At 69.2% G+C, this 24,427-nt stretch carries 17 protein-coding genes; 4 read left to right on the forward strand and 13 right to left on the reverse strand.

The features are described from left to right. Positions 1 to 8: 8 nt before the first annotated feature. From ACK4S2_RS00795 to cysS, 6 genes are all read right to left on the reverse strand, one after another. A complete protein-coding gene (locus ACK4S2_RS00795) occupies positions 9 to 509 on the reverse strand; it encodes a hypothetical protein (protein WP_409619340.1) in 501 nt (166 codons plus the stop codon). A 127-nt stretch (positions 510 to 636) separates the two neighbouring features. After that, entirely contained in the window at positions 637 to 3,045 is a 2,409-nt protein-coding gene (lon, locus tag ACK4S2_RS00800) for an endopeptidase La (protein ID WP_409619342.1), read from the reverse strand. 186 nt (positions 3,046 to 3,231) lie between these two features. Then, positions 3,232 to 4,005 carry a squalene/phytoene synthase family protein gene (locus ACK4S2_RS00805; RefSeq protein ID WP_409619344.1) on the reverse strand — a complete coding sequence of 258 codons (774 nt, stop codon included), beginning with the start codon at positions 4,003 to 4,005 and terminating at the stop codon, positions 3,232 to 3,234. Beyond that, complete coding sequence (locus ACK4S2_RS00810) at positions 4,002 to 4,700, reverse strand: class I SAM-dependent methyltransferase (protein ID WP_409619346.1); 699 nt, start codon at positions 4,698 to 4,700, stop codon at positions 4,002 to 4,004. Before ACK4S2_RS00810 ends, ACK4S2_RS00805 begins: the two co-directional genes overlap by 4 nt. Then, positions 4,697 to 6,358, reverse strand: coding sequence for a citramalate synthase (gene cimA, locus ACK4S2_RS00815; protein WP_409619348.1), 1,662 nt, complete (start codon positions 6,356 to 6,358; stop codon positions 4,697 to 4,699). The genes ACK4S2_RS00810 and cimA overlap by 4 nt, the downstream gene beginning before the upstream one ends. Before the next feature lie 280 nt (positions 6,359 to 6,638). Further along, positions 6,639 to 8,033, reverse strand: coding sequence for a cysteine--tRNA ligase (gene cysS, locus ACK4S2_RS00820; RefSeq protein WP_409619350.1), 1,395 nt, complete (start codon positions 8,031 to 8,033; stop codon positions 6,639 to 6,641). Between the two features lie 353 nt (positions 8,034 to 8,386). Between cysS and ACK4S2_RS00825 the strand changes: the two genes are divergently transcribed. After that, entirely contained in the window at positions 8,387 to 9,676 is a 1,290-nt protein-coding gene (locus tag ACK4S2_RS00825) for a biotin/lipoyl-binding protein (protein ID WP_409619352.1), read from the forward strand. Continuing rightward, positions 9,673 to 11,277 (forward strand): glycosyltransferase, encoded by a 1,605-nt coding sequence (locus ACK4S2_RS00830; RefSeq protein WP_409619354.1) that lies wholly within the window; start codon positions 9,673 to 9,675, stop codon positions 11,275 to 11,277. The genes ACK4S2_RS00825 and ACK4S2_RS00830 overlap by 4 nt, the downstream gene beginning before the upstream one ends. A gap of 26 nt (positions 11,278 to 11,303) precedes the next feature. Here ACK4S2_RS00830 and ACK4S2_RS00835 read toward each other — a convergent pair whose 3' ends face one another. From ACK4S2_RS00835 to ACK4S2_RS00850, 4 genes are all read right to left on the reverse strand, one after another. Next, positions 11,304 to 13,214, reverse strand: a complete 1,911-nt coding sequence (locus ACK4S2_RS00835) for a calcium-binding protein (RefSeq protein ID WP_409619355.1) — start codon at positions 13,212 to 13,214, stop codon at positions 11,304 to 11,306. 39 nt (positions 13,215 to 13,253) lie between these two features. Continuing rightward, the gene (locus tag ACK4S2_RS00840; RefSeq protein ID WP_409619357.1) at positions 13,254 to 14,642 is read right to left on the reverse strand and encodes a UDP-glucose dehydrogenase family protein; all 1,389 of its coding nucleotides are present in this window, start codon (positions 14,640 to 14,642) and stop codon (positions 13,254 to 13,256) included. Between the two features lie 222 nt (positions 14,643 to 14,864). Continuing rightward, positions 14,865 to 18,995 (reverse strand): M10 family metallopeptidase C-terminal domain-containing protein, encoded by a 4,131-nt coding sequence (locus tag ACK4S2_RS00845; RefSeq protein ID WP_409619359.1) that lies wholly within the window; start codon positions 18,993 to 18,995, stop codon positions 14,865 to 14,867. A gap of 33 nt (positions 18,996 to 19,028) precedes the next feature. Then, positions 19,029 to 19,502: a hypothetical protein gene (locus ACK4S2_RS00850; RefSeq protein WP_409619361.1), complete on the reverse strand. Its 474-nt coding sequence runs from the start codon at positions 19,500 to 19,502 to the stop codon at positions 19,029 to 19,031. A gap of 350 nt (positions 19,503 to 19,852) precedes the next feature. Between ACK4S2_RS00850 and ACK4S2_RS00855 the strand changes: the two genes are divergently transcribed. Next, positions 19,853 to 20,353, forward strand: a complete 501-nt coding sequence (locus ACK4S2_RS00855; RefSeq protein WP_409619363.1) for a hypothetical protein — start codon at positions 19,853 to 19,855, stop codon at positions 20,351 to 20,353. Here the strand turns inward: ACK4S2_RS00855 and ACK4S2_RS00860 are convergent. Further along, complete coding sequence (locus ACK4S2_RS00860; protein ID WP_409619365.1) at positions 20,348 to 21,685, reverse strand: NAD(P)/FAD-dependent oxidoreductase; 1,338 nt, start codon at positions 21,683 to 21,685, stop codon at positions 20,348 to 20,350. The genes ACK4S2_RS00855 and ACK4S2_RS00860 overlap by 6 nt on opposite strands. Then, positions 21,682 to 22,845: an acetylornithine deacetylase gene (argE, locus tag ACK4S2_RS00865; RefSeq protein WP_409619367.1), complete on the reverse strand. Its 1,164-nt coding sequence runs from the start codon at positions 22,843 to 22,845 to the stop codon at positions 21,682 to 21,684. The genes ACK4S2_RS00860 and argE overlap by 4 nt, the downstream gene beginning before the upstream one ends. A 125-nt stretch (positions 22,846 to 22,970) precedes the next feature. Here argE and ACK4S2_RS00870 point away from each other — a divergent pair, with 125 nt between their 5' ends. Then, on the forward strand, positions 22,971 to 23,390 hold the full coding sequence (locus ACK4S2_RS00870; RefSeq protein ID WP_409619501.1) for a Fur family transcriptional regulator: 420 nt from the start codon (positions 22,971 to 22,973) through the stop codon (positions 23,388 to 23,390). Positions 23,391 to 23,567: 177 nt separating this feature from the next. On the opposite strand, the gene ACK4S2_RS00875 is transcribed toward ACK4S2_RS00870, so the two are convergent. Further along, on the reverse strand, positions 23,568 to 24,275 hold the full coding sequence (locus ACK4S2_RS00875) for an SIMPL domain-containing protein (RefSeq protein ID WP_409619369.1): 708 nt from the start codon (positions 24,273 to 24,275) through the stop codon (positions 23,568 to 23,570). Between the last annotated feature and the right edge of the window lie 152 nt (positions 24,276 to 24,427).

Raw genomic sequence — 24,427 nt, forward strand, 5'->3', positions numbered from 1 at the left:
GTTTACCCTCACTCCTCCGCAGGCGCAAGAGGGGGCGCGTCGTCTTTTTTCGCGCGACCGCCCTTGTTGATGCGCAGCGTCATCACGCCTTCCTTGGCGCCTTCCTTGGCCGGGCGGATCTTGCCGCGGCCCAGCGGCGGCAGCACGAAGCTTTCGCCGCGGGCCAGCGATTCGGCCAGCTCGACCAGCACGGCATCGACCACCGGCTTGGCCGCCACGCGACCGGCGCCCGAGCGGGCCACCACACGGGCCAGCAGTTCCCTGGTATTCAGCGTGCCGCCTTCGACCGGGCCGGTGATCGGCGCCGGGGCGGCCTTGGCGGCCTTGCCCTTGGCACCGGCACCCGCCGGCCGCGCGCCGCCGGCCTTGCCGGCCTTGGCACCCGCGGCCCGGGCAGCGCCCTTGCGGGCCCCCGCGGCCTTTGCGCCGGCGCCCTTGGCGCGGCCCTTGCCTGCCCCGGCCTTGGCGGGTGCTGCGGCAGTCGTCGTGGATTCGGTTTCTTCGGTCATGGCAAAGCCTTTCGATTGGAATTGCGCGCAGCATATCGCCTTGCCGCGCTGCAACAAGCCCCATTCAAGGGCACCGGCGGCCGGAAGCCGAAAGGGGGCACCCTTGCCGGATGCCCCCCCTCTGGTTTCAGTGCGCGGTCAGGCCTTCGCGGGCCGAGGCTTCGGCCTTGCGGGCCTGTGCGGCGGCTTCCTCGGCGGCCTCGTCCCATTCCACCGGCTCGGGCTGGCGCACCAGCGCGCGGGCCAGAACCTCGCGCACGTGGGTGACCGGCACGATGGTCAACCCCTGTTTGACGTTATCGGGGATGTCCGGCAGATCCTTGGCGTTTTCTTCCGGGATCAGCACCGTGGTGATGCCGCCCCGCAAGGCCGCCAGCAGCTTTTCCTTGAGACCCCCGATGGCCATGGCGTTGCCGCGCAACGACACCTCGCCGGTCATGGCAATGTCCTTGCGCACCGGAATGCCGGTCAGCACCGAGACGATGGCGGTCACCATCGCCAGCCCGGCCGAAGGGCCGTCCTTGGGCGTGGCGCCATCGGGCACGTGGACGTGGATATCCAGCGTGTCGAAGCGCGGCGGCTTGACCCCGATCTGCGGCGCGATCGAGCGCACGTAGCTGGAGGCCGCGTCGATCGATTCCTTCATCACGTCGCCCAGCTTGCCGGTGGTCTTCATCCGGCCCTTGCCCGGCAGCTTCAACGCCTCGATCTGCAACAGATCGCCGCCCACGGATGTCCAGGCAAGGCCGGTGACGACGCCCACCTGATCCTCCTTCTCGGCCAGGCCATAGCGATGGCGCCGCACGCCCAGCATGGATTCCAGCCGCTCGGGCGTCACCTCCACCGTCTTGCCCTTGGCCTTGACGATTTCGGTCACCGCCTTGCGCGCCAGCTTGGCGATTTCGCGTTCCAGGTTCCGCACGCCGGCTTCGCGGGTGTAATAGCGGATCACATCCGTCAGCGCCGCGTCGGTGATGGTGAACTCGCCCTTCTTCAGCCCATGCGCCGCCGTCTGCTTGGGGATCAGGTGCTGGCGGGCGATTTCGCGCTTTTCATCCTCGGTATAGCCGGCCAGAGGGATGATCTCCATCCGGTCCAGCAACGGACCCGGCATGTTGTAGCTGTTCGCCGTGGTGATGAACATCACGTTCGACAGGTCGTATTCGACCTCCAGATAGTGATCGACGAAGCTGCCGTTCTGTTCGGGGTCCAGCACCTCGAGCAGCGCGCTGGCCGGATCGCCGCGGAAGTCGTGACCCATCTTGTCGATTTCGTCCAGCAGGATCAGCGGGTTGGTCGTCTTGGCCTTTTTCATCGCCTGGATGATCTTGCCCGGCATCGACCCGATGTAGGTGCGCCGGTGGCCGCGGATTTCCGATTCGTCGCGCACCCCGCCCAGGGAGATGCGGATGAACTCGCGCCCCGTCGCCTTGGCGACCGACTTGCCGAGCGAGGTCTTGCCCACGCCGGGCGGACCGACGAGGCACAGGATCGGGCCCTTCAGCTTGGACGAACGGTTCTGCACCGCCAGGTATTCGACGATGCGTTCCTTGACCTTTTCCAGACCGTAGTGGTCGGCATCCAGCACCGCCTCGGCCTTGGCCAGATCCTTCTTGACCTTGGACTTCACGCCCCAGGGCACGCCCAGGATCCAGTCGAGGTAGTTGCGCACCACCGTCGCCTCGGCGCTCATCGGGCTCATGGTGCGCAGCTTCTTGATTTCGGCCTCGACCTTGTCGCGGGCTTCCCTGGACAGCTTCGTGTTCTTGGCGCGCTCTTCCAGCTCCTGAATCTCGTTCTGGCCATCCTCGCCGTCGCCCAGCTCCTTCTGGATGGCCTTCATCTGCTCGTTCAGGTAGTATTCGCGCTGCGTGCGCTCCATCTGGCTTTTCACGCGCGACTTGATCTTCTTTTCCACCTGCAGCACGGACATTTCGCCCTGCATGTGGCCATAGACCTGCTCCAGCCGCTCGCCCACGTCCAGGGTTTCCAGCAGCTTCTGCTTTTGCGCCACGGTGATGCCGAGGTGGCCCGCCACAAGGTCGGCCAGCCGCGGCGGATCGCGCGTTTCGGCCACGGCGGCCAGCGCCTCCTCGGGGATGTTCTTCTTGATCTTGGCGTAGCGCTCGAACTCCTCGGCCACGGTGCGCACCAGCGCCTCGACCGTGGGGGCATCGCCCGGCAGCTCGGTCAGGCGGGCGCATTCGGCCTCGAAGAAGCTGTCGTTGGGCAGGAAGCGGGTGATGCGCACGCGCGCGCGCCCTTCGACCAGCACCTTGACGGTGCCGTCGGGCAGCTTGAGCAGCTGCAGCACATTGGCGAGGACACCCACCTTGTAGATGCCATCGACCTTGGGGTCGTCCTGGGTGGGGTCGATCTGGGACGACAGCAGGATCTGCCGGTCCTCGGACATGACCTCTTCCAGCGCACGCACCGATTTCTCGCGCCCGACGAACAGCGGCACGATCATGTGCGGGAAAACCACGATGTCGCGCAGCGGCAGCACCGGGTAGCTGGGGGAAAGCGGTTCGTTCATCATGTTTCCTTCGCTGGCAGGAAGGCACCGGCCCCGAGCGATCCGGCAGCACCCGGCCTTCCCCTGTCAAGAAGCCATATGTGGCGCGGGCAAGGCCGGATTTCAACCTGCGCTTTTCGGCGGGCGAACGCCTGACGGAAAACGGCGTCGGGCGGGCGGGCTGCGGCGCCGGTCTCCGGGGTCAGGCTACCACAATCCGGTCAGGCCGCGCCATGCCAGCGCCCCCCGGCGGGCAAATTCGCTGGGGGCAAGCCGCCCGGCCGCCACCCGTTCGGGTTCGCGCACCGCAAGGCCCAGCACGGCCCCGGCCCAGGCCCCGGTCAGAAGGGCCGCAAGCGCGGCACGCGGCACCAGCCGGCGGCGGGCACGGGCAAAGGCGATGCGCCCGATGCCTTCCAGCGCCAGGTCGGAAACCGCGCCCGGGCCGGGGTCGGGCAAGGGCTGGCGTCCTTGCGCCATCAGCGCCGGCACCGCCTGCAACCAGGCCGCCAGCGCGGCCCCGGTGCCGAAACCGCGCACCACCGGCTCGGCCTGCGGATCGGCGCCCAGGGCCCGGGCGGCCAGCCACATCAGCGCGCCCCCTGTGGCGCCAAGGTGCGCCCACAGCGCATCGGCATCGGCAAAGGGCTCGGCCCAGACATCCCGCCGCCGCGCCTCGATCAGCCCGGCCAGCCCCTCGGCCGCCGCCGCATCGCCGCGCAGGAAACCGCAGGCCTCCAGCACCGGGTGCGGCGGCACGGTGCCGCCCTGGCCCAGCGCCTCCAGCGCATCGGCCCACCATTGCAGGCGCATTTCGCAGACCAGCGGTTCGGTGCTGGCCCAGGCCGCGCGGGCGATTTCCAGGTTGAGCGCATAGAGCGGGTAAAGCCGCGCCTGCGCCGCGTCGCTGGCCGCCCGGGCAACCGCGTGGCGGTCGGGGTCGCCTTGCGCAACCATCTGGACGCAATGGGTCAGGCTCATGCCGGCGCCACCCCGCTCAGGCGATAGCCGTAATCGCCGCCATGTGCGCGCCAAAGCGCGATTTCCGCCCGAAACGCGGCGATGACCGCCTGCAAGGCCGGGTCGGCGTCGGCCTCCAGCGCGGCCATGCGGGCCTCCACCGGGCCGTAATAGGCCGCCCAGGCGCTGGCCGGCAACCATTCGGCCTGCAGCTGCCGCCAGCCGGCACCGGCAATCGCGGCCTCCAGCGCCGCGGCATCGCCCATGCCGGGGTATTCCTCCGCCCAGAAGGCCCGCGCCGCGGCCGATGGCGCCGGGCTGCGCCAGCACAGTTCGGTAAAGGCCACCCGCCCGCCCGGCGCCAGCACGCCGCGCCAGGCCGCGAGGCAAGCGCCGAGCCCCGGCCCACAGACCGCGCCGCCCGACCAGATCAGCTCGAATGGCCCGCCGGGCGGCGCGCGCATGTCGGCCAGCTCGGCCTGCACGGTCGGAAAGGCGGCGCGGACATGCGCGACAAAGGGTTCCGCCAGGTCGACCGCCACCACCCGGCCCAGCGGCACCGCCGCCAGCAGCACCGGCAGGTCGGCCCCCCGCCCGCAACCGGCATCCAGCACCGCCGCATCGGGGCGCAACCCGGCCAGCACCCGCCCCAGCGCCGCCGGATCGGACGGCGCACACAGCGTCAGCCCGTCGAACAGGCGCAGGATCGCGCTCATGCCGCGCCGCCGTCGCGGATCAGCTTCCAGGTAATCGCGTCCAGCAGCGCGCTGAAGCTCGCGTCCACGATGTTCGCGCTGACCCCCACGGTGGACCAGCGCCGGCCCTGCCCGTCTTCGCTGTCGATGATGACGCGGGTGACCGCCTCGGTGCCGCCTTGGGTGATGCGCACCTTGAAATCGACCAGCTTCATGTCGGCGATGCTGGCCTGATACGGGCCAAGGTCCTTGGCCAGCGCCTTGGCCAGCGCGTTCACCGGGCCGCGGTCGGTGCCGGTCTCGTCCATCGACTCGGACACCGACAGCACCTTGCGGTCGCCGATCTTGACCACGACCACCGCCTCGGAAACCGAGACCATCCGGTCATAGCGGTTCTTGCGCCGCTCGACCGTCACCCGATACCGCTTCACCTCGAAGAACTGCGGCAACAGCCCCAGCTCGGCCCGCGCCAGCAACTCGAAGCTGGCCTGCGCGCCGTCATAGGCAAAGCCCTGGTCCTCGCGCTCCTTCACCACCTCCAGAATGCGCGCCAGCCGCGGGTCGCCGGCCGGCACCTCGATCCCGGCCGCAGCCAGCCGCGCGCGCAGGTTAGACTGCCCGGCCTGGTTGCTCATGGGAATGACGCGGGTGTTGCCGACCAGCGCGGGGTCGATATGCTCGTAGGTTGCGGGATCCTTCAGGATCGCGCTGGCGTGCAGCCCCGCCTTGTGGGCAAAGGCGCTGGCCCCCACATAAGGCGCCGCCCGGTTGGGCACCCGGTTCAGGATGTCGTCCAGCATCCGGCTGGTGCGCACAAGGCCCGCCAGCGCCGCGCGGCTCACCCCGGTTTCGAAGCGGCTGGCATAGGGCTCCTTCAACAGCAGCGTCGGGATCAGCGTGGTCAGGTTGGCGTTCCCGCACCGCTCGCCCAAGCCATTCAGCGTGCCCTGCACCTGCCGCACCCCGGCATCCACCGCCGCCAGAGACCCCGCCACCGCATTCCCGGTATCGTCGTGGCAATGGATGCCCAGCCGGTCGCCGGAAATGCCCGCCGCGATCACCGCGCGCACGATCCGCCCGATCTCCTCGGGCAGGGTGCCGCCGTTGGTGTCGCACAGCACGATCCAGCGCGCCCCCGCCTCATGTGCCGCCCGCAGGCACTCCAGCGCATAAGCGGGGTTGGCCTTGAACCCGTCGAAGAAATGCTCCGCGTCGAACAGCGCCTCGCGCCCTTGCGCGACCAGGTGGGCGACCGACTCGCGGATGCAGCCGAGGTTCTCCTCCAGCCCGATCCCCAGCGCGGTGGTCACGTGGAAATCATGCGCCTTGCCCACCAGACAGACCGCCGGGGTGCCCGCGTTCATCACCGCCGCCAGCACGTCGTCATTCGCGGCCGACCGCCCCGCCCGCTTGGTCATGCCGAAGGCGGTAAAGGTCGCCCGCGTCCGGGGCCGGGCGGCAAAGAAATCGCTGTCGGTCGGGTTCGCCCCCGGCCAGCCGCCTTCGATGTGATCGACCCCCAGCGCATCCAGCGCCTGTGCGATCTGCACCTTTTCGGACACCGAGAACTGCACGCCTTGCGTCTGCTGCCCGTCGCGCAGCGTGGTGTCGTACAGATACAGCCGCTCTTTCTGTCCCTCGGAGGGACAAGGCACCGACTCCTGCAAGATCAAGGACATGCGCGGCCTCTTTTACCTTTTGTCAACACATCGCCCCCTTCACCTTGACCGAAATATCCTCGGGGGGTGAACTGGCCGCAGGCCAGGAGGGGGGCAGACAGCCCCCCTTGCCGGCCGCCCCGCACGACGGCGGAAGCAAGGCCCGGGGCCCGAAGCCGCACCCCGGAACCCCGGCACAACGCCCGGCAAAGGGCGACCCCGCCCCGGACTTGATCCGGGGCCTCGGGGTGGGGGCGGGGGCCCCGGGTCGAGCCCGGGGCGGGGTCGGAGGGGGGACAGGTCATGCCAGCCCCTCCAGCCGCGCCGGGTCGAACCCCGGGCCGGGCACCAGCTCGACCCCGGATTTCGACATCCGCACCTCGACCCCTGCCGCCAGCAGGGCGGTTTTCAGCGCATCGACGGCGGCAAAGTCCTTGCTGGCCAGCGCCGCCGTGCGCAGCGCGGCCAGCCGCGCCGCGAGGCCCGACAGGTCGGCCGGCGGCGCCTCGGCGCCTTCCAGCAAGCCCAGGAATGCTGCCGAGGCGCGCAGCCCCGCCGCATCGCCGGCGGCTGCCAGCCCATGCAACGCCGCCAGCGCGCCCGCGGTGTTCAGGTCGTCGGCCAGCGCGGCCAGAACGGCGGGCGCGGGGCTTGGCGCGGGTTCGATGCCCGCGACAAGTCCACGCCACCGGCGCAGCACGCCTTCGGCCTCGCGCGCCTTCTCGGCCGTCCAGTCCATCGGCTTGCCGTAATGCGTCATCAGGAACACGTAGCGGATGACCTCGCCGGGCACGCCCTGATTCAGCAGATCGCGCACGGTAAAGAAGTTGCCCAGTGACTTGGACATCTTCCGCCCTTCGACCAGCAGCATCTCGTTGTGCAGCCAGGTGTGCGCAAAGCCCGTGGCGGGGTCGGGCGCGCCGTGGGCGCAGCAGCTTTGGGCGATTTCGTTTTCGTGATGCGGAAATTGCAGGTCGAGCCCCCCGGCGTGGATGTCGAAGGTGGCACCCAGCAGCGCGTCCGACATGGCCGAGCATTCGATATGCCAGCCGGGGCGCCCGCGGCCCCAGGGCGAGGGCCAGCCCGGCAACGCGTCGTCCGAGGGCTTCCACAGCACGAAGTCCATCGGGTCTTCCTTGAAGGGGGCGACCTCGACCCTGGCGCCGGCGATCATGTCATCGACCGACCGCCCCGACAACGCGCCATAGGCGGCAAAGCTGCGCACGCGGAACAGCACGTGGCCTTCGGCGGCATAGGCGTGGCCGCGGGCGATCAACCCTTCGATCATGGCGATCATCTGGGGGATGTAGTCGGTGGCCCGCGGCTCGTGGTCGGGGCGCAAGGCGCCCAGCGCGTCCATGTCGGCGTGATACCAGGCAATGGTTTCCTCGGTCCGCTCGCGGATCAGGGCCTCCAGCGGTTCGCTGCGCCCGGCGGCCTTGCGGCGCAGCGCCTCGGCGTTGATCTTGTCGTCCACGTCGGTGAAGTTGCGCACGTAAGTCACATGATCCGCGCCATAGACATGCCGCAACAGGCGGTAGAGCACATCGAACACCACTACGGGGCGCGCGTTGCCCAGATGCGCGCGATCATAGACGGTGGGGCCGCAGACATACATCCGCACGTTCGCCGGATCGATCGGCACGAAGTCCTGCACCTTGCGGGTCAGGGTGTTGCGCAGGCGGATCGGGGTCATGGCCAGTCCTTCCCTTGGCGGCTTCGCCGGGGCGGGATTACCAGTTTCGCTTTTCCGTGGGAACAGCTGGGACCGGCCCGCCTGACGATTGTCAGCCGGTCATGCAGCAGAGGCGGGTGATCGCACAGTCGGTCATGCGCGCGGCATAGCATGGCCGGCGGCGGCTTGCCAAGCCCGGGGGCCTGTCCCACACCTTGTGGGCCGGTCGGCACAAACGTGCAAATCTTGCGGCTGCGTGCGGCCCTGGCCCTTGCGAGTGCTGGCAAAGCGGCAAAAGCTGCACTAGTGTTGCGCCACCAGACCGGAGTGCGCCGCGCGTGGAAGTCCGCCACGAACCCCCCAGTGCCGAGACCATGTTCCGCTTGCGGGCGCCGCTGCACCTGGGCTTTCCCGACGGGCAGGCGGTGCGGATCGACGACTGGTCGCTGAAGGGCGTCTATACCGCCGAACTGGCCGGGCGCAACCTCGACGGGCTGATGCTGTCGGTGCCGTTCCAGGGGGTCGGGGTGTATTTCCCGGTGGAACTGGAACCCGGGACCGAGCCGAACGAATACCTGTTCCGCAACCTGACCGGGCGCCAGCGCGAAACGCTGGCGCTGTTCTACCGCAACCTGTTGTCGGGGCGGATGACCACGGCGGCCGACATGATCGTGGCGCTGGATACGCCGGTGGACCTGGTGCCGATGGGCGAGACCGAGGCCGAGCGCAAGGCCGGCGAGGCGCGCACCGTGCCGCGCCGGTCGCGGGTGCTGATGAACCTGGCCTATTACGGGGCGCTGTTCGCGCTGGTGGTCGGGTTCCTGGGCACCGTGGCCTGGAACCGCATCAGCAAGGTCGAGGTGCTGTCGGCGCATGTGGCCACCGCCACCAGCCAGATCATCGCGCCGGTGGCGGGCTATGTGCGCGAACTGGCGGTGCCGGCGGGGGCGCAGGTCGCCGAAGGCGATATCGTGGTGCGGCTGGACGACCAGGAGGCACTGCGCCTGCTGGCGCAGGCCGAGACCGCGGCGGCCGATGCCCGGCAGGCCGCCGCCGAGGCCGAGGCACGGCTGGCCGCGCATATGGCCGGGCGCGACGCCGCGCGGGCGGCGTTCCGCGGCGGGGTCGAACGGTTCGACCAGGGGGTATCGGTCAACCCCGGCGATTTCCACGACCTGCGCCAGAAGCTGGAAGCCGAGGTCGAGCAGACCCGGCGCGAGGCCGCCCGGCTGGAGGCGCGCGTGGTTTCGCTGCGCGAGCGGGCCGAGGCGACCGCGCTGACCGCGCCTTCGGCGGGCACGGTGGTGGACCATTACGTCCGCCCCTTCGACCTCGTGCGCGCCGGCGAGGCGCTGTCGCTGTTCGAGCCCGACGCCCCGCGCAGCATCGTGGCGCATCTGCCCGCCAGCGACGTGCTGAAGGTCTGGACGGGGATGCGCGCCGAAGTGACCTACATGGCGGACTCGCACGCCGTGATGCTGCCGGGCGAGGTGCGGCGGCTGACGGTGGACGGGCGCGGGGCGGATCAGCTGCTGGTCGCCTCGATCGTGGTGCCGGGGCTGGGCGTGGAAGACAGCCGGCGGCTGTTCGTCGAAGGGATGCCGGTGCGGGTGGTGCTGAGGCCGCAATACATCACCCGCTGGATGCAGGGCCTGTGGCCATGAGCGCAGGCCAGCAAGGCCATGTGCCCGAAGGCGACTACGCGCTGGAAAAGGAAATCGCCCGCCGCCTGCGCCGCCAGATCGCGCCGGCGCCGGTGGGCATGGCCAAGTATCCGCCGGGCTTCCTGATCCGGCTGGGGCTGCTGGTGGCGCTGCTGTGGGGCATCGCGGTGCTGCTGCCCAACCGCTTTGTCCACCCCGAAACGCTGCACATCACCGTGGCGCTGGGGGTGCTGGGGATCTGGCGGTTCGGCTGGTGGTTCAACCATGCCTTGCGCTCGGACGCCTGGCGGCGGGTGCACTGGCCGCCCAGGCGCGAGCTGGCGGCAAAGGTCTGGGCCAGCGGCTGGCGCCCGCGCCGGCTGCATGTGCAGATGACCACCTACAAGGAGGAACGCGCCATCACCCGGCTGGTGCTGGTGTCGATGCTGAGCCAGATCCGGCGCGAACGGGTGCCCACCAGCATCTGGATCGGCACCGGCAGCGCCGAGGACGAGCTGAACATCCGCGAGGTGGTGCAAACCCACGGCGCCGACATTGCCGACGACCTGGCCGAGGTGATCTTCGTGCGCCAGAACCAGCCGGGCAAGCGCATGGCGATCGGGCTGATCCTGCGCGGCATCAGCCGGCACGGGGTGGAGCCGGACGACCTGGTGATCTTCATGGACGGCGACGCGGTCTATGGCCCCGACGTGCTGGAAAAGACCCTGTCGATGTTCGGCGCCGACCCCGAGTTGCAGGCGCTGACCACCGACGAGGAGGTGATGTGTTTCGGCCCCGCCTGGATCGACAAGTGGCTGACCATGCGGTTCGCCCAACGCCGGCTGGCGATGGAAAGCCACGCAGTCAGCAACCGGGTGCTGACGCTGACGGGGCGCTTTTCGGTGTTTCGCGCCCGCCACATCATCGACCCGACGTTCATCCGCACCATCGAGGCCGACCACCTGGACCACTGGCTGTGGGGGCGGTTCCGCTTTCTGTCGGGCGACGACAAGAGCACCTGGTATCACCTGCTGAGCAAGCAGGCCAGGATGACCTATGTGCCCGACGCCTGCGTCTATACCATCGAGATCATCAAGGGGTCGGGCCTGCAGCGGATGGTGGAAAACTTTCGCCGCTGGTCGGGCAACATGCTGAGGAACGGCAGCCGCGCCATCGCGCTGGGGCCGGCGGTGGTGCCGCCCTTCATCTGGTGGTGCGTGGTGGACCAGCGCATCGCCATGTGGACGATGATGGTCAGCCCCATCCTGGCGATCTATGCCACGTTGCTGGACCCGCTTTACATCACCAATGTCGTGCTGTGGGTGGTGACCTCGCGGCTGTTCCTGTCGGCCTGGCTGTGGCGCTATGCCCGCGAACCCGATCTGGCCTGGCCGTTCATCCTGTATTTCAACCAGATCATCAACGCGGGCGTGAAGATCTACATGCTGTTCCACCTGGCCAAGCAGAAGTGGTTCAACCGCGGCGGCCAGACGGCGGGGGGGCGCAAGAGCCGCGCCGACGCCTGGCGCGAACGCATCGCGCTGTTCCAGCTGGTCACCTCGGTCGGGGCCTTCGTGACCTTTCTGGGCATCTATGCCGGGGTGCTGCCGCGCCCGTTCTAGGAGGGGCGCGGCAAGGGCGGCGGCCGTCAGGCGAACTGGATCGCGCCCCAGACATCGACCACCGACAGCGGGCCGAGGTCGGATTCCACGCCGATCGTCAGCGCGCCGATGGCGATCTGCACCGCGTCGCCCTGCTGGGTCATCGCGCCGGAAAGGAAGCTTGCCGCCGTCCAGCCCTTGTCGAGCAGGCGCAGGTTGGTCAGGTCGATCCGGTCGTGGCGCGCCTCGAAATCGGCGATGCGGTCGGTCCAGGCGCCGATGTCCTGCGTGCGCCAGACAAAGGTATCGGCCCCCTGCCCGCCGAACAGCACATCGCTGCCTTCGCCGCCGATCAGCGTGTCCGAGCCGGTGCCGCCTTGCAGCTGGTCGTCGCCGTGGCTGCCGTCGAGCCAGTCGTTGCCTTCGTCGCCCATCAAGAGGTCGTTGCCGCGCCCGCCGTAGAGGAAATCGAAGCCGCCGCCGCCGCTGACCGCATCGTCGCCTTCGCCGCCGTAAAGCGTGTCGTTCCCGGCCTGGCCCAGCAGCGTGTCGTTGCCGCTGTCGCCATGGAGCACGTCGATGCCGTCGCCGCCTTCGATCCAGTCGTTGCCGGTGCCGCCATAGGCGAGGTCGTCGCCGGTCTGGCCGAAGATGCGGTCGTCGCCATCGCCGCCGCGCAGCGTATCCTTGCCGGTGCCGCCTTCCAGCCAGTCGGCACCGGAACCGCCATCCAGCAGGTCGTCGCCATCGCCGCCGAACAGGGCATCGGCCTCGGACCCGCCGAACAGGCTGTCGGCCCCCACATCGCCCACCAGAGTATCGGCGCCCTGCCCGCCATACAGCGTATCGGCCCCGAGCCCGCCGAACAGCTGGTCGTCGCCCGTGCCGCCGTCGAGCATGTCGTTGCCATCGCCGCCGACCAGCTGATCGTTGCCCTTGTCGCCCCAGAGCTGGTCGGCCCCTTCGCCGCCGAACAGCATGTCGTCGCCTTCGCCGCCGTCGAGCGTGTCGTTGCCGACACCGCCGACCAGCTGGTCGTTGCCGCTGCGGCCCATCAGCCGGTCCTGGCCGGCGCCGCCGAACAGCGTGTCGTCGCCCGCACCGCCATCGAGGCTGTCGTTGCCGGCATCGCCGCGCAAGGCGTCGTTGCCGTCGTCGCCCGACAGCGTGTCGTTGCCGTCGCCGCCGATCAGCAGGTCGTCGCCGCTGCCGCCGAAGATCAGGTCGTGGCCGGCGCCGCCCGAGATGGTGTCATGGTCGAGCGGGGCCAGCGCGCGCAAGGTGGCGGCCAGCCGGGGTTCGGCAATGTCCACCAGGCCGCTGGTGCGGATGGTCACCGTGATCTGGCCGAAGTCGTTGGCGCGCCCGCGGCCTTCGTTGAAGCCCAGCGTGATCGAGCCATCGGCATTGACGGTGCCCAGCGCGCCAAAGCGGCCGGCGCCGTTCAGCGCGGCCCCTGCCGCGGGGTCGGCGGCGGCGTGCACCGAAGGCAGGCCGCCCGCGGTCTTGATCGCGGTGGCGCTGCCGTCGGCGGCAATGGCCCAGAGCGTGAGCGGCCCGGTGGAGGTGGCGGTGGCGACCTGGCCGCTGGCGGTGCGGAATTGCAGCGTGACGCCGGGGTCGTTCAGCAAGGCCGCGGTCTTGAACGCCATCGCCTGCGGCAACACGAAAAAGCCCAGGCGCGCGCCTTCGGGCACGGTGAGGTCGGCCGAGGCGGTGCCCTGGCCGCCGTTCGGGGCGGATTCCGACAGCAGGATGCGCACGCCGCTGATGCGGCCGTCGGAGCCGATGGTATAGGCGCCGATCGCGCTGGTCAGCGACTTGGTGCCGCTGGCAAGCGAAAGGCTGACGCCCGCGCTGCCGTCGCCGCGCGGGCCGGCCCCGCCATAGATCACGTCGTCGGCATCGGTGCCGAAGATCAGGTCGGGGCGAACGGTGCCGTGGATGATCGAACTCATGTGGTTTACCTGTGTCAGGGGCGGCATTGCAGGGCGGGGTTACCAGCCGATGCCGCACAAGGCGGGGGGCTGGTCGGCGCGGGACTTGAACAGGCGCACCACGTCGATCACGGGCTGCACCAGCGGGGCGACAACGCGGCGGTAAAGCTCGTTGGCGTGGGTGACGATCACCGCATCGGCGCCTTGCACCGCGGTTTCGGCATCGGGCGCCAGCATCCCGGCCAGTTGCGGCGCCAGGCGGCGCAGGCCGGGGGCAGCGTGCTGGACATAGGCCAGCTGCGATTCGATGCGGGTTTGCGCGGTGACGGCCGGGTCGTGGGCCACCACCTCGACCCCGGCTTCGGTCAGCGCGGCGATGACATCGAGGATCGGGCTTTCGCGCAGGTCGTCGGTGCCGGGCTTGAAGGCCAGCCCCAGCACGGCCACGCGGCGGGCGCCGGTGGCGCGCACCATCTCCAGCGCGGCGTCGATCTGGGTGCGGTTCGAGGGCCCAAGCGATTCGATCAGCGGCAGCGACACGCCGAGGTCGGCCGCAAGGTGGGTGACGGCGCGCACCTCCTTGGGCAGGCAGGAGCCGCCATAGGCGAAGCCGGGCTTGAGGTAATAGGGCGACAGGTTGAGCTTGGTGTCCTGCACGAAGATGTTCATCACCTCGTGGCTGTCCACGCCCAGGGGCTTGCAGAGGCGGCCGATCTCGTTGGCGAAGGTGACCTTGGTGGCGTGCCAGACGTTGTCGACGTATTTCACCATCTCGGCCACCTCGATCGAGGTGAGCAGGATGTTGGGATCGACCCGGTCGTAGATCCGCGCCAGCGTGGCGGCGGCGCGCGGGTCCGAGGCGCCGATCACGGTTTTCGGCGGCGCGTGGAAATCGGCGATGGCCACGCCTTCGCGCAGGAATTCGGGGTTGAAGCAGATGCCGAAGTCCTGGCCGGCGGTCTTGCCGCTGGCGGCCTCGATTTCCGGCACCATGACGCCCAGCGTGGTGCCCGGCGGGATCGAGCAGCGCATCACCACGACGTGGTAGCTGTCCTTGCCGGCCAGGGCCTGGCCGATGCCGCGGGCCGCGGCCAGGATGTGGCGCATGTCGCAGCCGCCGTCGGGCGCGGTGGGGGTGCCGACCGACACGAAGGTCACGTCGGTATCGCGCACCGCGGCCACGATGTCGTCGGTGGCGCTGACCAGCCCGTCGGCCACCCCTTGCGACAGCAGCGCGTCGAGCCCCGCCTCGTGCAGCGGCGCCTGGCCGGCGGCGATCTGCGCGATCTTGACCGGGTCCACGTCGACGCCGATCACCCGGTGCCCGAGCGAGGCGAGGCAGCCGGTGGAAACCGCCCCCACATAGCCCAGTCCGATCACCGAGATCGCCGCCCTGGCTTCGACCAGGGTAAAGGGCTCGAACCCCTTCGGCACGACATTCTGCAACATGGCCGGGTCTTTCTGACAGGTCCGACGAGGGCGGACATTGGTTACGCGACGGTTAACCAATGCCGGCCAATCGCGGCGGGATTCTGGCAGGGCCGGGGAATCTTCGCGGTGGAACAGGGCGGTTTGCGGCAGGAACCGCGCCACGGCAGGGCCGAAACGAAAACCCCCGGGGGCTGGCCCCCGAGGGTATCGCGCCCGCGCGGCGCCGGCCGCGCGCGGCCGTTACAGGATGAGGTCGCCCGCCACCACGGCCGCGCCGTTGATGAGCACGATCTCGAAATTGGCGATGCCGTTGCCGGTGGTATCGCCCGCCAGATAGCCCACCCCGCCCAGCGTGTAATAGCGCAGCTCGCCCGCCGTGTTGGAGAAGGCATTGGTGCCGATGAACACCAGGCTCGACGGATGCGCCGACAGGTCGATCTTGTCGGCGCCGGAGGTGAAGTCGAGGATGCGGTCCGAGGTGGCCCCCAGCCCGATTTCGGCGTTGGAGGCAAACACGAAGACATCGTTCCCGGCGCCGCCCGTCAGCGTATCGACCCCGAGGCCACCGTAAATGGTGTCGTTGGCGGCGCCGCCGTCGATCACGTCGTTGCCGTTGCCGCCATAGAGCACATCGTTGCCGTTGTCGCCGGACAGCGTGTCGAGCCCGGCGCCCCCAAAGAGCGTGTCGTTGCCGATGCCACCCGAAAGGGAGTCGTTGCCGTTGCCGCCGTCGAGACTGTCGGCACCGTTTTCGCCGTTCAGCGTGTCGGCGCCGATCCCGCCGTTCATCGTGTCGTTGCCGTTGCCGCCGCGCAGCAGGTTGTTGCCATCGTCGCCGGTGATGGAGTCGGCAAACCCGCTGCCCACCACGTTTTCGATCTCGGCCACTGTCAGCGAGAAGCCGCTGCCGACCGCGGACAGCCCGGCCAGATCGACAGTGACGCCGGCCACCACCGCCGAGAGATTCAGCGTGTCGGTGCCGGTGCCGCCCAGAACGGTCATCGCCCCGGCAAAATCGGCGTCGATGTGCAGCACATCGTTGGCACCGTCGCCTTGCATCTGCACCGCCCCGGCGCCGCTGTAGAGCGTATCGTTGCCGACCCCGCCATACAGCATGTCGGCCCCGCCGCCGCCGCGGATCACATCGGTGCCGGAACCGCCGAAGATGGTCTCGGCCCCGGCGCTGCCCTGGATGGTGTCGGCGCCGAAGCCCATGTAGAGCACCTCGATGCCCGTCATGCTGCGGTTGTTCGCGCCGACCGAATAGGTGCCCGCGCCCAGGTCGATGGTGTGGGCCTGGCCCAGCGCCTGCAGATCGACGGTATCGATCCCGTTGCCGCCGTGGAAGTGGTCGTAGCCCTCGCCGGCGAAGGCAACCATCAGGTCGTCGCCGTCTTCGCCGTGCAGCGTGTCCACGCCTTGCCCGCCATAGAGCGTGTCGTTGCCGGTGAAGCCCAGCAGAAGGTCGGCATCGCTGCCGCCGAACAGGATGTCATCGCCATCCCAGCCGTCGAGCGTGTCGACACCCGCACCGCCATAGACCGTGTCGTTGCCGCTGCTGGCAAACAGCGAATCGTTGTCGGCGCCGCCGTCCATGTCGTCGTTGCCGATGCCGCCATACATGATGTCGAGCCCGGCGCCGCCGGTCATGGTGTTGTTGCCGTCGCCGCCATAGAGGTAATCGTTGCCGTCGCCGCCCGACAGGTTGTCGTTGCCGATGCCGCCATACAGCGAATCGTCGCCCAGCCCGCCTGTCAGCGTGTCATTGCCGGTGCCGCCGTCGATATAGTCGTTGCCGTCGTCGCCGGCGAGGTTGTCGTTGCCGCCGCCGCCGTTGATGGTGTCGTCGCCGCCGCCGCCCGAGATGACGTTGTTGAATTCGCCGATCGCGGTCAGCGCGTTGGCCTGCGCATCGCCCACGATCCCGGCGCCGTGGCGGACGATGACGTTTTCGATGCCGGCGACGAAATCGCGGTTGTTGCCCTGATACAGGATGCGGCCCGCCGCCAGGTTCACCACCCAGTCGCCATTGATGCCGTTGGTGGTGTGCGTCCAGTCCAGCGTGTCGGTGCCGGCGCCGCCGTGCCAGTCCTTGAAGATGACGGAGCTGGTCCAGGATTGCTTGATCAGCGTGTCGTTGCCGTTGCCGCCATAGATGGAATCGGCGCCGGCGTAATCGTCGCCGTCATGCAGCAGGTCGTCGCCGTCGTCGCCCGAGACGAGGTCCACCCCGAACCCGCCATAGATCGTGTCGTTGCCGCCGCCGCCCTTCAGCGTGTCGTTGCCGGCCCCGCCGTCAAGCGTGTTGGCGAAGTCGCCCGTCGCCCAGATCGCGTTCGCACCGGAATCGCCGACCACGCCGGCGGCGTTCTGGACCCAGACGTTTTCGATGCCCTGCACCACGTCGCGCAGGAACAGGCCCGAAATCAGCCGGCCGGTAACCAGATTGATGATGTTGGACGAATTGGCGGTGGCATCTTCCCAGACCAGCCAGTCGGCGCCATTGCCGCCATACCAGCCTTCGTTGCTGCCGTTCGGCGTTTTCTTGTAAAGCCAATCGTTGCCGTCATCGCCGTAATACTGGCTGGCCGAGCCCACTGTGCCGCCATAGAGCGTGTCGTTGCCGCCGCCGCCTTCCAGCGTGTCGGTGCCGCCGCCGCCGGAGAGTTGGTCGTTGCCGAGGCCGCCATAGAGGTAATCGCCGCCCGCACCGCCATCCAGCGTGTCGTTGCCGTCGTCGCCGTAAAGCGTGTCGTTGCCGGTGCCGCCGGTCAGGCTGTCGTTGCCGCCACCGCCTTTCAGCGTGTCGGCACCCGCGCCGCCATCGGCGGTGTCGTTGCCGGCGTTCAGCGACATGAAATCGTGCCGCGAAGTGCCGATGACGTTTTCGCCGGCGGCCCCCCCGATGACCCACAGGAAGTCGGAGTTGTCGGCCCCCTGCACCCAGTCCTGCATGATCCAGCCGGACATGTCGAGGTAGGTGGTGCCGCTGTCTTCGAGGTAGATGAAAAGGTTGTCGTCGCTGCCGGCGTTGTTGTTGCCGTCGATGCGGGCGGTCGGGCCCAGCGCAACCGCCTGGGCGCCGGTGATGCGCACGGTTTTCACCGAGTTCTGGCCGTTGTTGTAGAACTCCAGCTCCTCGAAGCCGGTGATCGTGGCCGCCCGCAGGTCGAAGGTGCCGGCGCCGTTCACCTCGAACGTGTCGAGGCCGTTGCCGCCATAGAAGCCGGCGCCCGCCATCGTGGTCGAGGTATAGACCACCACCCGGTCGTCGCCGTCGTCGCCTTGCAGCGTGTCGACGCCCGAGCCGCCGAACAGGATGTCGTTGCCCGCGCCGCCCTTGAGGTAGTCGTTGCCGGCATCGCCCCACAGCGAGTCGTTGCCGCCGCCGCCCTTGATCGTGTCTCCGCCGTTGCCGCCGTAGATGGTATCGTTGCCGCCGCCACCGTAAAGGCTGTCGACCCCGGCGCCGCCATAGATGATGTCGTTGCCGTCGCCGCCGTCCAGCGTGTTGGCATACTGGTTGCCCGTCAGCGTGTCGTTGCCCCCGCCCGAGGTCGCGTTCTCGATGATGGTGCCGGCGGCCAGCATCATGTTCTTGGTCAGCCCGCCGACGCTGGAAAGGGTGGAGCGGGTGTTGGAGGCCGAGGTGACGGTCAGGTTGATGTCCTGGTTGACGTTGTAGTTCGAGAAATCGACCGTATCGATGCCGTCCGCATCGACGAGGGTAAAGGCGTTGGTCGCCGCCAGCGTGGCCAGCTGGTTGAACTGGCGGTTCACCGCGGCGGTGATGTTGGTGCCGACGCCATAGACCGTATCGCCGTTGAAGGCGTTGTTGATGCCGTAGCCCTGGCTGTTGTAAAGCGCGTTCAGCGCGATGAAGTCGGCCGCCGACGGGCCGATCAGCCGGGCATAGCTGTCGTCGGAAAACTCGGTGTTCTCGACCTGGTCCCAGTAGGACATGATCGATTGCGCCCAGCCGTCGTTGGCCCAGATGGCACTGTTGGCATAGGTGGGCGAGCCCTCCCCGGCGTTGTAGTTGCCCTGGTGGCCCAGGCCCAGCGCATGGCCGATTTCATGCAGGAAGGTCTGGTAGGTGTAGCCGTTGATGTCGGATTCGCCGCCTTGCCAGCCGGAGTTGACGTTGATGATCGAATGGTCGATCGCCCCGCCGGTGCCCGAATGCAGCTTGGCCGACTGGAACGCACCGGTCTGGTTGTCGATGAAGAAGAAGTCGACCGCCGTGCCCGTCGAGGTGGTTTCGACAAAGGTGATGCCCAGCAGTTCCGAATAGAAGGCAAAGGCATCGCGCACCATCTGCTGGCGCGCCGCCGTGATGCCGTTGGTGTCGGTGTAGGTGCCCGAGGCCACCGTGATGCCGCCCGAAGGCGTGCCGGTGACGTTCTAGTGCAGCGTGCCGTTGTTGGCGCCGGTGCCCGAATTCGTCACGTTATACCAGCGCGAGTTCCGGCCGGTGTCGGTCCAGTAGCCGACGCGAAGGTAGTCGGCCAGCGTGGTAAGCGAGGCCGCCGCCCCCGGTGCCGCGTCGGGATCGGCGTAATCCGCCGTCGCGCCGGCAGAGGCGCCGCCGCCGCCGCACATCGGGCAGCCGCAATCGCCGAAGCCGGTGTTCACGAAGCCCGAACTGGCCGGCGCGGCCTGAACGAACAGGCCTTCGGACCCGGTGGCGAAGGAGGCGAATTCGGTGGTGGCCTGGCCGAGGCTGACGCCCAGCGGGGCGTAGCTGCGCAGCGCAAGCGCCAGAAGTGCCGGTTCGGCCAGATCGTCGCTGCCGGCGCCGGCGGCGAGCGATTCGGTTTCGGACGAATCGGTCAGCGTCGATTCGCCTTCGGCCAGCGCCCGGGCCATGTCGTCCACCGGCATATCCTCGGGGGCCCCTGCCGACGTCGCGGCAGTGCCGGCAGATATCAATTCCGAAAGTGTTTCAGCGCCTTGCTCTAGATTCTTCGGAAACACGGTCATGGCGGTCCGTCCTTTGTTCAAATGTTCGGGTCTGACAGAACCCGGCTCTCGGCGGCGCTGGTCTCGGCCGGTAATTCAGCTTGATGAAACGGCAGCGTCGTGGTGCCGGGATTTGAACACGAAATTGTCAGAATCGCCAAATGCAAAGTCACCAAGGGCGGAAATCCCTACCCTGTTCGCCCGCCGGTTGACCCCGCGTCGCCGATGCGAGAGGCTGGCGCCACCCGCTTGCGAAAGTGCCCGACATGACCGCCCCGGACCCGGCCCGTTCGCCCCTGCTGCCTGCCGCCCCGCCGCAAGGCGACCTGGCGCTGTTCCGGCTCCGCTCGCCGCAACTGGCGCTGGCCACGCTGGTGCAGCTGAGCGCCGGCGCCCCGGCCTTTGCCAGCCAGCGCTTCGGCATCTGGACGCGGGTGCTGATCGGGCAGGTGAACCGCGGCGATTATCTGATCCTGGCGCAGGCCGGGCAGCCGGTGGGCTTTGCCGGCTGGTTCGCCGCGCGCAAGGCCGATGCCGAGGCCTGGCTGGAACGCGAGGTCGATATTCCCGTGGCCCCGGCGGGCGAGGCCGATTGCGCTGTGATGAACGCCTTCATGGCGCCTTCGCCCGAGGCGGCGCGGTATTTGCGCGAAGGGTTTCTGCGCCAGATCCCGACGCTGGCGACGATCTATGCCAAGCGCGTGAAGGATGGAAAGCGCCGCCTGGCCCGGGTGCCCAACCCGCGCTGCACGCGGCCCGCCCTATAGCGCCGGCCCGGGGTCGAGCCGGGAACCATCGGAAAACCGGGCATGGCGGAACCGGCGCAGGTCGTGGCCCGGGGCCTTGCCCGCCGCCATGTCGGCCAGCACGCGGCCCACGCCGGGGCCGATGCCGAAGCCGTGGCCGCTCATCCCCGTGGCGACGATCAGGCCGGGCAAGGCTGCGATCCGGTCGATCACCGGGACCACATCGGGCAGGGTGTCGATCATGCCGGCCCAGGCGGTGCGGATGCGCAAGGTGCCGGCTTGCGGAAAGGCCGCGCGCAGGGCGGCAAGCGCGCGGTCGAGGGCGCGGCGCGAGGGCGCGGGGGCAAGGATGCGGCACGCCTCGAACGGGCTGGCACCGGACCAGCGGCGCGGGGTGCGCCAGGCGTCGGGATAGCCGCGAGGCGCGGCCGCGCGAAAGGTGGTGGCGCGGAAGTCGCGCCGAAGCGAGCCGAGGTAGGGCCGCAGGCTGGCAAAGGCATCGGGGCCGATGAAGAAATCGTGCTCGCCCCCCGGCGCCACGGTCAGCCCGCCATCCGCGCGGGTGCGAAAGGCATAAGCCTCGTCCGACAGGTTGCCGGCGAACAGCCCCGGCACCGGGTCGGTCGCCACCACGGAGGCCAGCACCGACAGTTGGGGGATGCGCACCCCATGCGCGCCGAGGAACAGCCGCGACCAGGCCCCCGCCGCCACGATCGCCTGCGGCGCGCGGATGGTGCCCGCTTCGGTCACCACCCCGGCCACCTGCCCCGCCTGCACGTCCAGCGCGCGCACCGCGCAAGCTTCGCGGATCGCCACCCCCCGCGCCTGCGCCAGCCGCGCCAGCGCCGGCACCGCCGCCCAGGGCTCGGCCCGGTGGTCGGAGGCGGTCCAGAGCCCGCCGGCATAGGGCACCGCCGCACCGGGCAGCATCGCAGCCATTTCGGCGCGCGACAGCGCCCGGGTATCGACGCCATGCGCGCGGGCATGGGGCAACCAGGCCTCGTAGGCGGCCATCCTTGCCGGCGTGCGGGCGGCATAGAGCACGCCCGACCGCACGAGGCCCAGCGCGCCTTTGGTTTCGGCTTCAAACCCCTGCCAGTGGCGGATCGCCTCGATCACGATGGGCAGTTCGTCCGGGTCGCGGCCCTGCTGGCGGATCCAGCCCCAGTTGCGGCTGGACTGTTCGCCGGCAATGCGGCCCTTTTCGCACACCACCACCTTCAACCCGCGTTCGGCGGCAAACAGCGCGGCGCAAACCCCGATCACCCCGCCGCCGACGACGACCAGATCGCAGGCCGCCGGCAGCGGGTCGGCAAAGGCGATGGGCGCGGCCTCGGCGATGGGGAAGGTCACGCCTCCAGCGTCTCCAGCACGCCTTGCATGAAGGCCCAGCCGGCCTGGAACTGTTCGACCGACAGCCATTCGTCGGGCTGGTGCGCCTGGGCGATGTCGCCCGGGCCGCAGATCACGGTGGAATAGCCGCCCAGCACCTGGAACTGCCCGCCTTCGGTGCCGTAGCTGACGACGTGGTTGCCGTTGTCGCCGGTCAGGCGGCGGGCCAGGGCCTCGGCCGCGCCGTTTTCCTCGGGCGTCAGGGGCGGCACGCGGAAGAAACGATCCATCTGCAACTGCGTGCCGGGGTGAATCCTCTGCATCCCTTCGGTGATGCGCGCGCCTTCGGCAAGCGCGGCGGCGGCCCAGGCCTCGGGGTCTTCGCCGGGCACGACGCGCATTTCCAGCACGAAGCGGCAATCCCTGGCGGTGATGTTGTGCGCGGTGCCGCCTTCGATCATGCCGACATGCAGCGTGGTGAAGGGCGGCACGAAATCGGCCGCCAGCGGGTTCGGGGCCTTGGCGGCGTTTTCGGCGTTGCGCTCGTTGGCCCACTGGATCAGGCGGGCGCTTTCCATGATGGCGGAAACCCCGGTGTGCAGCAGCGAGGAATGCACCTCGTAGCCCTGCGCATGCACGCGAAATCCGACGCCGCCCTTGTGGCCTGTCACCACCTTCATCATCGACGGTTCGCCCACGATCACGGCCGCGGCCTTGGGCAGCGCGCCGACCATCGCATGCACCAGGTCGGCCACCGCCATGCAGCCCACCTCCTCGTCATAGGACAACGCCAGTTGCAGCGGCCGGTTCAGCGGGCGGCGCGCGCCTTCGACCAGCGCGGCGATGGCCAGCGCATCGAAGCCCTTCATGTCGCAGCAGCCGCGGCCATAAAGCCGCCCGTCCCGCTCGACCACCGTCCAGGGGTCGGTCGTCCAGGCCTGGCCATCGACGGGCACCACATCGGAATGCCCCGACAGGATGATGCCCCCATCCACCGCCGGCCCGACCTGCGCGTAAAGATGCGCCTTGGTGCCGCAGGGGCTGGGCACACGGGTGCTGGCGATGCCCTGGCTGGCCAGATAGCCCTGAACCCAGTCCACCAGCGGCAGGTTGGTGTCGCGGCTGACAGAGGGAAAGGCAACCAGACGGTCGAGGATTTCGCGCGGGGAAAGGGCGGTCATGGCGGCTCCTGTTGGCTGGTCGCAGGCTGGCCGGGCGGCGCAGCAAGGTCAAGGGCGCGCGCGCCGGGTTTTCAAGGTCGCACCCCATGCGCTATGGGGCGGAAAACCGGATGAAGGGGTGCTGGATGCCCGACGACCTGATCGCCCGCTGCGAAGACAAGGGCCTGCGCATGACCGACCAGCGCCGGGTGATCGCCCGCGTGATCGGCGCGGCCGAGGACCACCCGGATGTCGATACGCTGCACGCCCGCGCCGCCGCCATCGACCCGCGCATCTCCATCGCCACGGTCTATCGCACGGTCAAGCTGTTCGAAGAGGCCGGAATCCTCGACAAGCTGGAATTCGGCGATGGCCGCGCGCGCTACGAGGACAGCGCCCGCGACCACCACGACCACCTGATCGACCTGACCACCGGCGCGGTGATCGAGTTCGTCGACCCCGAGATCGAAGCCCTGCAAGACCGCATCGCGGCGCGGCTGGGCTACCGGCTGAAAGGCCACCGGCTGGAACTCTACGGCGTGCCGGTCAAGCCCGCCAAGGGGTGAGGCGCCCTGGCGCCGCTTGCACTTGTGCAATTTTTTCTAACGGTTGTCGCCAACGCTCGCGTCAATCTCTTACAAAACCCGACATCGCTTCACCTTGCCGAAATATCCCGGGGGGTAGGCGGCGGCGGGCGTCAGCCCGGCGCCGCCAGGGGGGCAGCGCCCCCCTTCCCGGTCGGTTCAGGGGGCAAGCAGTGCCCAGGTCACGCTGACCGACACGGCATATCCGACCTCGCCGCCGGCGATCGGCACCGCGGCCGCCTCCATCGCCGCCCCGGTGCGGAACATCGGGCGCGGATCGAGGCCGTTGCCCTGCTCGTTCATCTCCAGCACCGCGCCCAGCCGGGCGCCGGCGGCCTCGGCCATCATCCGGGCCTTGCGCCGCGCCTCGGCCACCGCCTGCACCCGCGCGGCGTCCAGCGCCGCGGCCGGGTCCGACAGGCCGAAGGACAGGCCGTTGAGGGTGTTGGCCCCATCCCCCACCGCCTGATCCAGCACCGCCCCCAGCCGGGACAGGTCGCGCACCCGGACGGTCAGCTGGTTCGACGCCTCGTAGCCCACCACGCGGGGCGGCTGGCCATCGCGCGAATAGTCCATCTGCGGCCCGAGTCCGAGGCCCGAGGTCTGAAGGTCGCGCTCGGCGATGCCGGCGGCCTTCAGCCGCGCCAGCACCCGGGCCAGCTGGGCGCTGTTTTCCGCCAGCGCCGCGGCGGCGGTGTCGGCCCGGGTCTGCACGCCCAAGCTGACGGTGGCCATGTCGGGCGCGGTTTCGGTCCGGCCTTCGCCGGTCACGGTGATCCGGGGCGCCGGCGCCTCGGCCCGGGCGGGCAGCGCGGCCAGGGGGGCAGCCAGCATCGCCGCCAGAATCGCCGCCGTGGTGAATCGCATCGCACATCTCCTTTTTCGTGCCGGTGACTGCCTTATGACGCAGCCCGACGCGGCAATCCTGGCGGATTTTCTTTCATTCGGCGATTTCCTGCTATAGGAAACCGGTGTTGCCGACCTCGGCCTGTTGCCTGCCCGGGCGACTCTGTAGAAGT

Origin of the sequence: Gemmobacter sp. (assembly GCF_046292685.1) — a bacterium.
GTDB lineage: Bacteria > Pseudomonadota > Alphaproteobacteria > Rhodobacterales > Rhodobacteraceae > Wagnerdoeblera.